The sequence below is a fragment of the Vibrio sp. 1078-1 genome (genome assembly GCF_033340475.1).
Genome location: NZ_JAWOWM010000010.1, coordinates 156,878 through 169,133, shown reverse-complemented (window position 1 = coordinate 169,133; position 12,256 = coordinate 156,878). Strand labels below are relative to the sequence as shown.

The 12,256-nt window shown below is 43.8% G+C and carries 11 protein-coding genes; 5 read left to right on the top strand and 6 right to left on the bottom strand.

Annotated features, from left to right (window positions below; all coding sequences use genetic code 11):
- Positions 1 to 195, top strand: a 195-nt coding sequence (locus R7190_RS18035) for a flagellin (protein WP_031855108.1), incomplete at its 5' end; no start/stop codon positions are given.
- Positions 196 to 311: 116 nt separating this feature from the next.
- Positions 312 to 1,436 carry a flagellin gene (locus R7190_RS18030; RefSeq protein WP_132936482.1) on the top strand — a complete coding sequence of 375 codons (1,125 nt, stop codon included), beginning with the start codon at positions 312 to 314 and terminating at the stop codon, positions 1,434 to 1,436.
- A gap of 94 nt (positions 1,437 to 1,530) precedes the next feature.
- Here the strand turns inward: R7190_RS18030 and crr are convergent, their stop codons facing one another.
- From crr to cysZ, 5 genes are all read right to left on the bottom strand, one after another.
- Positions 1,531 to 2,040, bottom strand: coding sequence for a PTS glucose transporter subunit IIA (gene crr / locus R7190_RS18025; RefSeq protein WP_005382041.1), 510 nt, complete (start codon positions 2,038 to 2,040; stop codon positions 1,531 to 1,533).
- A 121-nt stretch (positions 2,041 to 2,161) separates the two neighbouring features.
- Positions 2,162 to 3,886, bottom strand: coding sequence for a phosphoenolpyruvate-protein phosphotransferase PtsI (gene ptsI, locus R7190_RS18020; RefSeq protein ID WP_005389298.1), 1,725 nt, complete (start codon positions 3,884 to 3,886; stop codon positions 2,162 to 2,164).
- A gap of 140 nt (positions 3,887 to 4,026) precedes the next feature.
- Positions 4,027 to 4,284: an HPr family phosphocarrier protein gene (locus R7190_RS18015; RefSeq protein ID WP_005382043.1), complete on the bottom strand. Its 258-nt coding sequence runs from the start codon at positions 4,282 to 4,284 to the stop codon at positions 4,027 to 4,029.
- 300 nt (positions 4,285 to 4,584) lie between these two features.
- Positions 4,585 to 5,553 (bottom strand): cysteine synthase A, encoded by a 969-nt coding sequence (cysK, locus tag R7190_RS18010; RefSeq protein WP_005382045.1) that lies wholly within the window; start codon positions 5,551 to 5,553, stop codon positions 4,585 to 4,587.
- Between the two features lie 164 nt (positions 5,554 to 5,717).
- Entirely contained in the window at positions 5,718 to 6,461 is a 744-nt protein-coding gene (gene cysZ / locus R7190_RS18005) for a sulfate transporter CysZ (protein WP_025998633.1), read from the bottom strand.
- A gap of 251 nt (positions 6,462 to 6,712) precedes the next feature.
- Here cysZ and zipA point away from each other — a divergent pair, with 251 nt between their 5' ends.
- The 3 genes from zipA (at position 6,713) to R7190_RS17990 (ending at position 11,692) form a co-directional block, all read left to right on the top strand.
- Positions 6,713 to 7,669 carry a cell division protein ZipA gene (gene zipA / locus R7190_RS18000; RefSeq protein ID WP_186584430.1) on the top strand — a complete coding sequence of 319 codons (957 nt, stop codon included), beginning with the start codon at positions 6,713 to 6,715 and terminating at the stop codon, positions 7,667 to 7,669.
- A gap of 90 nt (positions 7,670 to 7,759) precedes the next feature.
- Positions 7,760 to 9,772 carry an NAD-dependent DNA ligase LigA gene (gene ligA / locus R7190_RS17995; RefSeq protein ID WP_017819968.1) on the top strand — a complete coding sequence of 671 codons (2,013 nt, stop codon included), beginning with the start codon at positions 7,760 to 7,762 and terminating at the stop codon, positions 9,770 to 9,772.
- 510 nt (positions 9,773 to 10,282) lie between these two features.
- Positions 10,283 to 11,692 (top strand): hypothetical protein, encoded by a 1,410-nt coding sequence (locus R7190_RS17990; protein WP_005382055.1) that lies wholly within the window; start codon positions 10,283 to 10,285, stop codon positions 11,690 to 11,692.
- A gap of 40 nt (positions 11,693 to 11,732) precedes the next feature.
- Here R7190_RS17990 and R7190_RS17985 read toward each other — a convergent pair whose 3' ends face one another.
- Positions 11,733 to 11,915 (bottom strand): hypothetical protein, encoded by a 183-nt coding sequence (locus R7190_RS17985; RefSeq protein ID WP_021707681.1) that lies wholly within the window; start codon positions 11,913 to 11,915, stop codon positions 11,733 to 11,735.
- Between the last annotated feature and the right edge of the window lie 341 nt (positions 11,916 to 12,256).

The following is a 12,256-nucleotide window of genomic DNA, read 5'->3' as shown; positions in this document are numbered from 1 at the left end:
CGTTTCAACCACGCAATCAGCAACTTGGACAACATTAACGAGAACGTGAATGCGTCGAAGAGCCGTATCAAAGATACTGACTTCGCGAAAGAAACAACGGCAATGACCAAATCACAAATTCTATCGCAAGCGTCAAGCTCAATCCTTGCGCAAGCGAAACAAGCGCCTAACTCAGCGCTAAGTCTGCTAGGTTAATCACTTTAACAAAGCAAGAAACCAAAGCCAGGCTCATCCCTGGCTTTTTGCTTATTGGCTATAACGATTCAGATGTGTCCTGACAGTATGTTCGATAAGGCATTCATATCGATTAGATGATCTCTTTAAATTCCAATGTTTCTGCGATGGTGGCGCAGAGACACCTGAGTCAAGCAGCTGCGCAAAATGTTGAGTCACAACGCAACCTAACTTCGGGGTTTCGAATCAACTCGGCGAGCGATGATGCGGCAGGTTTACAGATATCGAATACTCTCCATGTACAAACGAGAGGGCTTGATGTCGCCTTAAGAAATGCGCACGACGCTTTTTCTGTTGCTCAAACAGCGGAGGGAGCATTGCACGAAAGCAGTGAAATATTGCAACGCTTACGCTCTCTGGGGCTTCAAGCAGCAAACGGCAGTTATGACTCAAGTGATCGGCAAAGTATTCAATATGAGGTCGTAGCGCTGCAAGATGAGCTTGATCGTGTCGCGATCACGACAACATTTGCGGATAAAAACCTGTTTGATGGATCTTACGGTTCACAAAGTTTCCATATTGGCGCGAACGCTAATTCAATCTCTTTGACGTTACGTAACATGCGTAGCCATATCCCAGAGATGGGAGGGCAGCATTATGTTGGTGATGCGGTCGATAAAGATTGGCGAGTCACTAAAGATAACCAAACCCTAAAAGTCGAATACCAAGACAGTAAAGGACAAACCCAAACGGAATCCATTGGACTCAAATTGGGTGACCGTATAGAACAGGTCGCCACTTACATCAATGCTCAACAATCGATAGTGAATGCTTCAGTAACGGAAAACAACGAACTGCAATTCTTCGCTTCTATGATGAAGGCGCCAGAGGGTGTGGTTCTCGAAGGGAGTTTAGCGGATGAGCTTGATGTGAGCGCTGGTCAATTAGTCACAATGGATGACATTGATATGTCGACGGCAGGTAAGGCTCAGCTTTCAGTTGGGGTGATTGATGCAGCAATTAAGTACGTTGATTCGCACCGAAGTGAAATTGGCAGCTTTCAGAACCGTGTAAACGGCTCGATGGATAACTTAAATACTGTGAATCGGAGTGTTACAGAGTCCAAGAGTCGAATAAGAGATACAGACTTCGCAAGAGAATCTACGGAAATGGTGCGTTCTCAAGTGCTCCAAGATGCGACAACTGCATTACTCGCTCAAGCGAAGCAAAGGCCGAGCTCAGCACTAGGCTTGCTCAGTTGAACGTGTTTCAGCGATGCACATCGCTCAGAAAAAAGTCAGATAATAAAAAACGCTGCCATTGGCAGCGTTTTTTTCGTGTTCGATTAAGTAAAAATTACTTAGTTACACGTAGAACTGGAGTTTCACCAACAGTTACAGAACCAGAAAGCTTGTTTAGCTCTTTGATTTCGTCCATGTTAGAGATAACAACTGGAGTTAGCGTTGACTTCGCTTTCTCTTCTAGAAGAGCTAGATCGAATTCAATTACAGTGTCGCCAGCTTTAACAGTTTGACCTTCTTCAGCGATACGCGTGAAGCCTTCGCCTTTTAGTTCAACTGTGTCGATACCGAAGTGAACGAAAAGCTCAACACCGTCGTCAGACTCGATAGAGAACGCATGGTTAGTTTCGAAGATCTTACCGATAGTACCGTTTACAGGAGCTACCATTTTGTTGCCTGCTGGCTTGATAGCAATACCGTCACCAACGATTTTCTCAGCGAAAACAACATCTGGCACGTCTTCGATGTTTACAATCTCACCAGAAAGTGGCGCGATGATTTCGATAGCACCAGCGTCAGCGCTGTCATCAGATACAAGCTTCTTAAGTTTGTCAAACAGACCCATTGTGTCATGCTCCTAAGGTTTGGTTTTATTCTGTCGAATTATAGTATACCAATATAGCTCATTAGACGACTTTTTTCGCCGTCTAATGGCCATTAAGTATTGAATTACTTGGTACTACCGATTACTGAGCTTTCTCAGCAATAAACTTTTCTACCACGGCTTCGATTTCTTCTGCTGTCGGTAGAGAAAGGGCTTCTTCAGCCATTGCTTTCACTTCTGCGAAGTTAGAGTTACGAACTACTTTCTTCACTTTAGGGATTGAAATGCCGCTCATTGAGAACTCGTCCAGACCCATACCTAGAAGTAGAAGTGTTGCACGCTCGTCACCTGCAAGTTCACCACACATACCAGTCCATTTACCTTCTGCGTGAGAAGCGTCGATAACTTGCTTGATCACAGTAAGTACAGCAGGTGATAGTGGGTTGTATAGGTGAGAAATCATCTCGTTACCACGGTCAACCGCTAGTGTGTACTGAGTTAGGTCGTTTGTACCGATAGAGAAGAAAGATACTTCCTTCGCTAAGTGGTGTGCGATCGCAGCAGCAGCAGGAGTTTCAACCATAACACCGATTTCGATGTTTTCGTCGAACGCGTGGCCTTCAGCGCGTAGCTCTTCTTTGTACTCTTCGATCGCTTTCTTAAGCTCACGGATTTCTTCGACAGAGATGATCATTGGGAACATGATACGCAGTTTGCCGTGTGCAGAAGCACGTAGAATGCCACGTAGCTGATCACGAAGGATTTCACGACGATCTAGACTGATACGTACAGCGCGCCAGCCTAGGAATGGGTTCATCTCTTTTGGAAGATCCATGTATGGGAGATCTTTATCGCCGCCGATATCCATAGTACGGATGATCACAGCTTGACCGTTCATTGCTTCCGCAACTTCTTTGTACGCTTGGTACTGTTCTTCTTCAGTTGGTAGCGCAGTACGGTCCATAAATAGGAATTCAGTACGGTACAGACCAACACCTTCACCGCCGTTACGAAGGATACCGTCACAGTCTTTCACTGTACCGATGTTACCGCAAACTTCTACACGGTGACCGTCAGTCGTTTCTGCGTGTAGGTCTTTCAGTTTCGCTAGCTCTTCTTTTTCAGCTAGGAATGCTGCTTTAACCGCTTTTGCTTCTTCTAGCTCAGCTTCTGATGGGTTAACAACAATCTTGTTGTTCATTGCGTCAAGAATCAGCATGTCGCCATTCTTAACTTTCTTCGTGATGTCGTTAGTACCAACGATAGCTGGAAGCTCAAGTGAGCGAGCCATGATTGAAGTGTGAGATGTACGACCACCAATGTCACAAGCAAAACCAAGCACATAGTCTAGGTTAATTTGTGCAGTTTCAGATGGCGTTAGGTCGTAAGCAACAAGAATTACTTCTTCGTTGATATCGCTAAGCGAAACAATGTTGATGCCTAGTGCGTTCTTAACAAAACGAGAACCGATATCGCGGATGTCAGTTGCACGCTCTTTTAAGTATTCGTCGTCTAGAGACTCAAGAGCACATGCTTGCTCTTCGATCACTGAGTGGATAGCGTGATCAGCAGTCATCTTGTCGTTTTTGATAAGTGCTAGGATTTCCTCTTCTAGCTCTTCGTCTTCAAGAAGCATGATGTGACCTTCAAAGATCGCTTCTTTTTCTTCGCCAAACGTTTCAAGCGCTTTTTGCTTGATAGTTTCTAGCTGAGCTGCAGATTTGTTACGAGCGTCAAAGAAACGCTGAACTTCAGCTTCTACTTGATCGTCAGAAATAGTGTTTGTGTTTAGGACAATTTCATCTTCTTGAAGTAGTAGTGCTTTACCGATTGCAATACCAGGAGATGCTAGGATGCCTGAAATCATAGCCTTACCTTAAGTTTGGTCAACTTTATAAAACGGGAGAATAATGGGTGCGCTAACGAATAGTTTTAGCTTAGTTTTGAGCCTATTTCCAACGAAGCCATTTTGCTTTCACAAAATGGCTTCTGGAGTAGGAGACCGGATTAGTGTAGTTGGTCCATTAGAGCAACTAGGTGGTCAACTGCTTGCTGAGCTTGTGGGCCTTCAGCAGAAATAGTAACTTGAGTACCTTTTACTAGGCCTAGTGTTTGTAGTTTGAACAGGCTCTTAGCGCTAGCGCTTTTACCGTTAGAAGTCACAGTGATGTCTGCGTCGAATGCTTTTGCTTCTTTAACAAACTGTGCAGCTGGACGAGTGTGAAGGCCGTTTTCTGCTGTGATTTCTACTTGCTTCTCGTACATGTGATATACCCCAATAAATGTATTTTTTTGTTAGTTTGTGACCAGATTTTAGCTTAACTGCTTTACATCTTGTGCGCTAGCACGGGAAGAGTTCAAAGCGTGTCAGTTCTGATACTAGTCAAAAGTTTGGTAACTACGCAACTGTTTGCGTGCGTAATCACTTTGAAACCTTTTTGTGTTCTGCTTCTTTATTTTGAAGCTAGAAATAAAACACCCTGATATTACCAAAGGTAGGGCAGGGATCAACAAAAAAGCCCCTAAACGGGGCTTTTTTAAACTAAAAATTGATTTGAACACATATTATTGTTGGTTCTCTTTTTCGGTAAAGATACCTGCAAAGAGTGCTGTACTTAGGTAACGCTCACCGGAACTTGGCAAGACAGTTACAATTGTTTTTCCTTCAAATTCAGGTAGTTCCGCAAGTCGGTTCGCTGCAACAACCGCTGCGCCAGATGAGATACCAGCTAGGATACCTTCCTCTTCCATTAGGCGACGAGCCATCTCAATCGCTTCTTCTGAGGTAACTTGCTCAACACGGTCAATAATGTCTAAATCGAGGTTACCAGGGATGAAACCAGCACCGATACCTTGAATTTTGTGTGGGGCAGGTTGGATTTCTTCGCCAGCAAGTGCTTGTGCAATAACCGGAGACTCTGCTGGCTCAACTGCAACAGAAGTGATGGCTTTGCCTTTTTCACCTTTGATGTAACGGCTAGTACCTGTAATAGTACCGCCCGTACCAACACCAGCAACGAATACGTCGATTTCACCGTCTGTCGCTTCCCAAATCTCAGGGCCCGTAGTCTTTTCGTGGATTTCTGGGTTCGCTGGGTTGTCAAATTGTTGAAGAAGTAGGTACTTCTCAGGGTTGCTTGCTACGATTTCTTCTGCTTTAGCAATCGCCCCTTTCATGCCTTTCGCCGCTTCAGTCAGCTCAAGGTTCGCGCCTAGTGCTTTTAGTAGCTTACGGCGTTCTAGGCTCATTGATTCAGGCATGGTCAATGTTAGCTTGTAACCGCGAGCAGCCGCTACGAATGCTAGAGCAACACCAGTGTTACCACTGGTAGGTTCTACAAGCTCTACACCTGGCTTAAGAAGGCCCGCTTTCTCTGCTTCCCAGATCATGTTTGCACCGATACGGCACTTAACACTGAAGCTAGGGTTACGCGCTTCAATTTTTGCGAGAACTTTGCCTTTACTTACTTTGTTTAGACGAACGAGAGGTGTATTACCAATAGTAAGAGAGTTATCTTCGTAGATTTTGCTCATAGTGATGTTCCTTCATTACACGTTGTGTGAATATGGATAGAAGAATATGCGGTATGAAAAAAAGGGAAAAGGATTAAAAAGTTATATCTTATTAGGTTGGCCCAGAACTTGATAAAAGAAAAGGGAAAAGCTGGCGCTGATCCCTTTCCTTCATCTCTAATCGACTATCGTTGGTGCTTAAACTCCGCGACCCACATAGCGGTTGCACCACATATTGCTACAGGCATGACAATGAGGTTCAAAATTGGGATCGTCGTAAACACAGACACCAATACCCCAAAGCCATAGGCCTTACCTTGCTTTTGTTTCAATTTGTAACGCATGTCGTTAAATGGGATTTTATGGTTATCAAACGGGTAGTCACAATATTGAATCGCGAGCATCCAGGCGGTAAAGATAAACCATAAAAATGGGCCTACTGTTTGTCCAAGGGCAGGGATGAGCAATAATAGGAATAGGCCTATTGCTTTAGGTAATATGTAAAGGAGCTTTCTCCACTCACGAGCTAAAACGCGAGGAACATCTTTCAGGACGGCAGTGAAACCATCATCATTTACTTTTTGTCCCGTTAAGTACTCTTCCACTTTTTCAGCCAAGAGGCCATTGAATGGCGCGGCGATAAAGTTCGCGAGCGTGCTGAAAAAATAGGAGAAGGTAGCGAGTATCGTCAGAGCGAGTAAAGGCCAAAGAATGTAAGTTAACCAGGATAAAAACTCAGGCAGCTGCCCAATCCAGCCTTCTATCCATATATTAAGGTTTGAAAATAGATAGAAGATGGCACCACCTACAAGCAAGATATTTGCAAGTAGAGGTAAGATGACAAAGCGCCTGATTTTAGGGGCAAGTGCCAATTGTATCCCGTATAGAAAATAACCGAACCCGGTTCTCTGCTGATTGTTTTGCTTCATGTCTATTTTGGCTTCGTGTAAATGAAAACTCATTGTACCTGTGAGGACTTTTCTTTCAATGCCCTGACAAATGACGTCTTGTTAAGTGGAATCGTGGCAAGAATCACAACAAAAAACGGAACTTCTTGCATTAAGTTGTTCTAAATCTACATATAGTTTTGGTAAAGTAAACGTATCATTCAGATTTATTGCACTTGGGTTGCTGCTCAAGGAACTGCGAGTAGTAAAAACAAGTATATTGAGAGTAAATAATGCAGGAATTGCGATTCGTACTCATTGTTGTTGGCGCATTAGCCATCGCGGCATTACTGTTTCATGGTTTATGGAGCAGTAAAAAAGAAGGCAAAGCAAAGTTTGGTAACAAGCCACTTGGTAAGCTGGATGTTGACCAAGAAGACAAAAATGATCTTGTTGAGAAAGAACGAGACTTCGCTCCCGCTCCTGAAGATGACTTTGAGATCATTCGCAAAGATCGCAAAGAACCAGATTTTGGGATGGCGAGCTCTTTCGACAACAAGTTTGAATCTGACCCGTTATTCGGTGGTCCATCTGAAGTCAAACAGACGCAGCAGGAGCTGGATGACATCCCTTCATTTGTTGCAGAAAAAGATAAAGAAGAGGACGTTGAGCCTGTTGTTCAAGCAACAGTAGCTGAAGAGCCATTCCAGCCCGCTGTGGAAGAAGACGCTATTCCCGCCGCGTTTGATATTACGGAGAAAGAACAGCAAGTCGAAACGGTTAGTGAGCCTGTCGTTGCAGAGCCTAAGGAAGAGCCAAAGCCAGAACCTGAAATGCAAGTGATTGTATTGAATGTGCACTGTGCTGGTGAAGAGCCATTTGTTGGTACTGCTTTATTTGAAAGTATGCAACAAAACGGTCTAATTTATGGCGAAATGGATATTTTCCACCGTCATGTCGACTTGTCCGGTAACGGCAAAGTGCTGTTTAGCGTCGCTAATATGATGCACCCTGGTACGTTTGAGCATGCTGATCCTGCTGAGTTTACAACGAAGGGTATTTCATTCTTCATGACATTGCCTTGTTATGGCGAGGCTGAACAGAACTTCAACTTAATGCTCCGAACTGCGCAGCAAATTGCTGATGACTTAGGTGGTAACGTACTTGATGACCAGCGCAACTTAATGACGCCAGATCGTTTAGCATCTTATCGACGTCAAATAGTTGAGTTTAATGCCGCTAACGCATAATCTTAACAGCAAATAATAATAGGGCTCCGGATGGAGCCCTTTTTCTTGGATTTCCCAACCTCACCGATTGAAAATACACGGGGCTTTACTATGTCTGAATCAGTACTTCAGCGACTAGAAGAACTAAAAGAGTCGTTGCATTACCACGCTGTGCGTTACTACGTGGAAGATAACCCAGAGATCCCTGATGCCGAGTACGACCGTTTAATGCGAGAGTTACTGGATATTGAAGCAGAGAACCCTGACTTAATAACCGTAGACTCGCCAAGCCAACGTGTCGGTGGGCAACCTCTCTCTGCGTTTAGCCAAGTGACACATGAAGTACCGATGCTTTCGCTTGATAACGCGTTTGATGATAGTGAACTCGATAGTTTCCACAAGCGCGCACAAGAGCGCGTGGGCAGCCAGAGTGTGAAAGAATACTGTTGTGAGCCTAAATTGGATGGACTCGCCGTAAGTTTGTTATATGAGAATGGCGTTTTAGTTCAGGCGGCCACTCGAGGCGATGGTACTACGGGTGAAAACATCACAGAGAATGTGCGTACGATTAAAGCTATTCCTTTAAAACTCAGAGGTAATGACTGGCCAAATCGTCTTGAAGTTCGTGGTGAAGTCTTTATGCCGAAAGCTGGGTTTGAAAAGCTCAATGAATTAGCAAGGAAGAAAGGCGAGAAAATCTTTGTTAATCCACGTAACGCTGCGGCAGGTAGCTTACGACAATTGGATTCACGTATTACGGCTTCTCGTCCGCTTAGCTTCTATGCATACAGTGTAGGCGTGGTGCAAGGTGCAGAATTGGCAGCAAGTCATTACGAACGCTTTTTGCAAATCAAATCTTGGGGACTGCCAATGTGTCCGGAAACTAAGCGAGTTGAAAGCTTGGCGGATGTAAAAGCTTACTACCAAGATATATTGCAGCGTCGTGATGCCCTCCCTTATGAGATCGATGGTGTCGTTATTAAAATTGACGATATTGCCGTGCAAGAGCGTCTGGGTTTTGTTGCTCGCGCTCCACGTTGGGCGATTGCCTACAAATTCCCAGCACAGGAAGAAATGACGACACTGAATGAAGTGGAGTTCCAAGTCGGTCGCACTGGTGCGATTACACCTGTTGCTAAACTAGAGCCTGTATTTGTTGGCGGGGTAACGGTAAGTAATGCGACGCTTCATAACGCAGATGAGATTGAACGTCTGCAGGTCAAGATTGGTGATCACGTTGTGATCCGCCGTGCTGGCGATGTTATTCCCCAAGTCGTTTCTGTCATCAAAGAGCGTCGACCAGAAACAGCTCGAGATATTGTTTTCCCAACTCAGTGTCCTGTTTGTGGTTCGCATGTTGAGCGGATCGAAGGAGAAGCGGTAACACGTTGTATGGGGGGCTTAGTTTGCCAAGCCCAACGCAAACAAGCGCTAAAACACTTTGTTTCTCGTAAAGCGTTAGACGTTGACGGTTTAGGCGATAAAGTGATCGAGCAGCTTGTTGATCGTGAGATGGTGAAAACTCCTGCTGACTTATTTAAGTTATCAGCGGGGATTTTAACCGTACTAGATCGCATGGGGCCAAAGTCTGCGCAGAATATTGTGAATGCGTTAGAAAAATCCAAAGAAACAACTTTACCTCGGTTTTTGTATTCACTGGGGATCCGTGAAGTTGGCGAGGCAACCGCAGCAAACTTAGCAATGCACTTTAAAACGTTGGGAGCGATCCAAAATGCTACCGAAGAGCAGTTGATTGAAGTGCAAGACATCGGTGCTGTGGTTGCTCAACATATTACGACTTTCTTTAGTGAAGAACAGAACCAAGCGGTGGTTAAAGATTTGCTTGAACAAGGAATTCATTGGCCAGAGATTAATACTACTGAGCAGGTGGGGGAATTACCATTAGAAGGTAAAACAGTAGTATTAACGGGAACACTTTCTCAACTGGGGCGTACAGAAGCCAAAGAAGCCCTCCAAGCACTGGGGGCTAAAGTGACGGGTAGTGTTTCTAAGAAAACCGATATTTTGTTTGCTGGTGAAAATGCAGGTTCGAAGCTCGCAAAGGCACAAGAACTGGGTATCGAAATTAAAACAGAACAAGACTTACTCGAACTGATGAATTAAGTCTTCTCAAAAAAGCTAAAAAATAACTAAAAGCCCCGTATGGTAAGCATGCGGGGCTTTTTATTGTTCATAATTAAGTGTTTTTTTATTGAGTAATTGATGCCTTTGTTCTTTTCAGTGATCAAGATCGAACCTTGGGTTATTGGTTTTTTTGGCTTTTTTAGTCTGCGAGTGACTTCAAGTTGATACTTTTGAGTTCAATTTAAGTGTTTGATTTTAAATAATAATTTATTGTGTTGTGTTGATGTTGTTAAAAATAAGATCTGGATCAATAAGTTATATGGAACTTTGGAGTGGCTCATATTTTTTTAGAAAAAAAATAAGTTCCATTTGGATGTTTTTAGCTGCGAAGTTAGTCTTAATCACGTGGATACACGGTGTGTATGCAGGAACTAAAAAAAGCCAAATTAGAAATAATGAGGTTTGATCAGGAATTTACTTCTCTCCTTCGGCGGCCAACTAAAGGTGAGATAGAAAAATACAGCTATATCCATTTTTAGGAGTTTTTCCATGGACAAATTTTTTAAGGTTTCAGCGTTAACCGCAGCAATGTTTGGTGTTGTTGCTGTCGCTCCAGCTACAGCGTCTACTGAAAGTGCAGCAGGTGGCGAGTACGTAGAGAAAGTGAACGAATTTATGCAAGACTCAAGTCTGAATGCATTATTCATAGTTGATACTCGTTCACGAACTCGTACAACAGGTAAGCCCGGCGGTGAAAATGGTGACCGTTGGAGTCGTCTAAACTACTCTTCTTACAACGCAATTTTAGACTTCACTTCTGGCTACCACGATGGTTGGGTGGGCGCAGATGTTGCGGCTTACTACTCTGGCGATCTTTACAACGATAGTCTTTACAATTCAAACGAAGGCTACCTATGTAACGAAATCTCAACTTGTAACAACCTAGACTGGGGTGCAGGTGATGGTCAGCAGCTTAAAGTTTACAAAGCAGCGCTGAAATTCAAAGCAAACGAAAACTTTAATGCTCGTTTCGGTATGTTACAGGCTGGTGGTAACGGTACAATCGGTAACGTTTGGAGCTTTGTACCTGGTACTTACCGTGGTTTCGAACTAAACGCTAAACTTGGTGATTTCAACCTAAGCTACTTTGGCGCAGACCAATTTACAGCACCTTGGCTGCTTCACGAAGATGATTACGCACCAGCGCTTTGGTCTGACACTTCATGGAGCTACCTACACTCTCTAGGCCTAAACGGTAACCTAACTGACAGCTTGTTTATGCAACTTGGTTTGGGTCAAGCTACTGGCGTTCAATATGCAAATGGTGTTGACTGGGGTGCAGGTCAAGTAACTAGCTACCACAACGAAACTGACAACACTTCTTACAAGGCTTACTTGAAGTACACTGTTAGTGACCGTACAACTCTAGCATTTGATTTCTACGGTGTTGACGATGATGTGAAATACGATGGTCTAGGTTTCCACACTGGTCTATCTTTGAATCAATCTTTCGGCAAGCTAGCTTGGATGTCTGAGTTGCGCTACACAGACACAGATAACCGTGCGGACTTCGTTCCTCGTACTATTCATACATATGGTATGAACAATGGTACTTGGTCTCAGTGGTGGGACGCGCTGTCTGACTGGAACAAAGCGGGTGAGCTAGCATGGTACAACCGTCTATCTTACAACCAAGGTAACGGCTGGAACTACTACCTAGGCTTTGGTTACGGTACTGGCGCTGACTCTGCAGCAAGCGGAGCATCAGGTGACTGGGATTACGAAAGCGAATACGCAGTTAACGCAACAGTATCTTACTCACTACAAAGTGGCGCGCTTAAAGGTTCTACCATTCGTTTACACGGTACAATCCTAGAACGTGATGAGTACGCAGGTGCTGGCGATGCGGATGAAACAGACTTACGTCTACAAGTTCTTATCCCTTACAGCTTCCACTAATACTTAATTAGATAATAAAAGGAGCCGCTAGGCTCCTTTTCTATTTCACTTCTCGGCCGTCGTATATTTTGCAATATAACGGTGGCAACATATGTACATTACCGTTTGGCAACTCACACTTTATCTCTGGGCCTAACGTACGACCACCGGATGCACCATTAGCATGAGTGGTTAACGGAATTATGGCAAAAGATATTACTAATAGACCAGATAAAAATCTCATAATAATCACCTTAATATAAACTTTAAATATCTACGTGCTTGTATAAACCGTGACTACGCAGAAAGGCAAGGTTGAATAGGGCTATTATATCAAACTAAGCTCTTACTTCTTTACTATTCCCATTCCCCACCTCTAAATCGACACATTTCACTTGGAATATTCGTAACGTCGCCACTTGGCATCTTACATTCGACTATAGGTCCCAAATTAGTTGTACCGCCGTTTCCGTTGTTGTAGGCAAAGGAAGAAAAAGAAAAAATACCGCACAACATTAAAAAGAGAAGCTTATTCATAGTACATCCTCTTACTTACCAAATAAAAAGCACTCAACTTAAATGCTT

Bases quoted from the DNA above. Each gene is read 5' to 3' on its own strand.
- R7190_RS18030 (WP_132936482.1), top strand. From the start codon at position 312: ATGATCTCTTTAAATTCCAATGTTTCTGCGATGGTGGCGCAGAGACAC.
- R7190_RS17990 (WP_005382055.1), top strand. From the start codon at position 10,283: ATGGACAAATTTTTTAAGGTTTCAGCGTTAACCGCAGCAATGTTTGGT.
- crr (WP_005382041.1), bottom strand. From the start codon at position 2,040: ATGGGTCTGTTTGACAAACTTAAGAAGCTTGTATCTGATGACAGCGCT.
- ptsI (WP_005389298.1), bottom strand. From the start codon at position 3,886: ATGATTTCAGGCATCCTAGCATCTCCTGGTATTGCAATCGGTAAAGCA.
- cysZ (WP_025998633.1), bottom strand. From the start codon at position 6,461: ATGAAGCAAAACAATCAGCAGAGAACCGGGTTCGGTTATTTTCTATAC.
- R7190_RS18015 (WP_005382043.1), bottom strand. From the start codon at position 4,284: ATGTACGAGAAGCAAGTAGAAATCACAGCAGAAAACGGCCTTCACACT.
- ligA (WP_017819968.1), top strand. From the start codon at position 7,760: ATGTCTGAATCAGTACTTCAGCGACTAGAAGAACTAAAAGAGTCGTTG.
- cysK (WP_005382045.1), bottom strand. From the start codon at position 5,553: ATGAGCAAAATCTACGAAGATAACTCTCTTACTATTGGTAATACACCT.
- R7190_RS17985 (WP_021707681.1), bottom strand. From the start codon at position 11,915: ATGAGATTTTTATCTGGTCTATTAGTAATATCTTTTGCCATAATTCCG.
- zipA (WP_186584430.1), top strand. From the start codon at position 6,713: ATGCAGGAATTGCGATTCGTACTCATTGTTGTTGGCGCATTAGCCATC.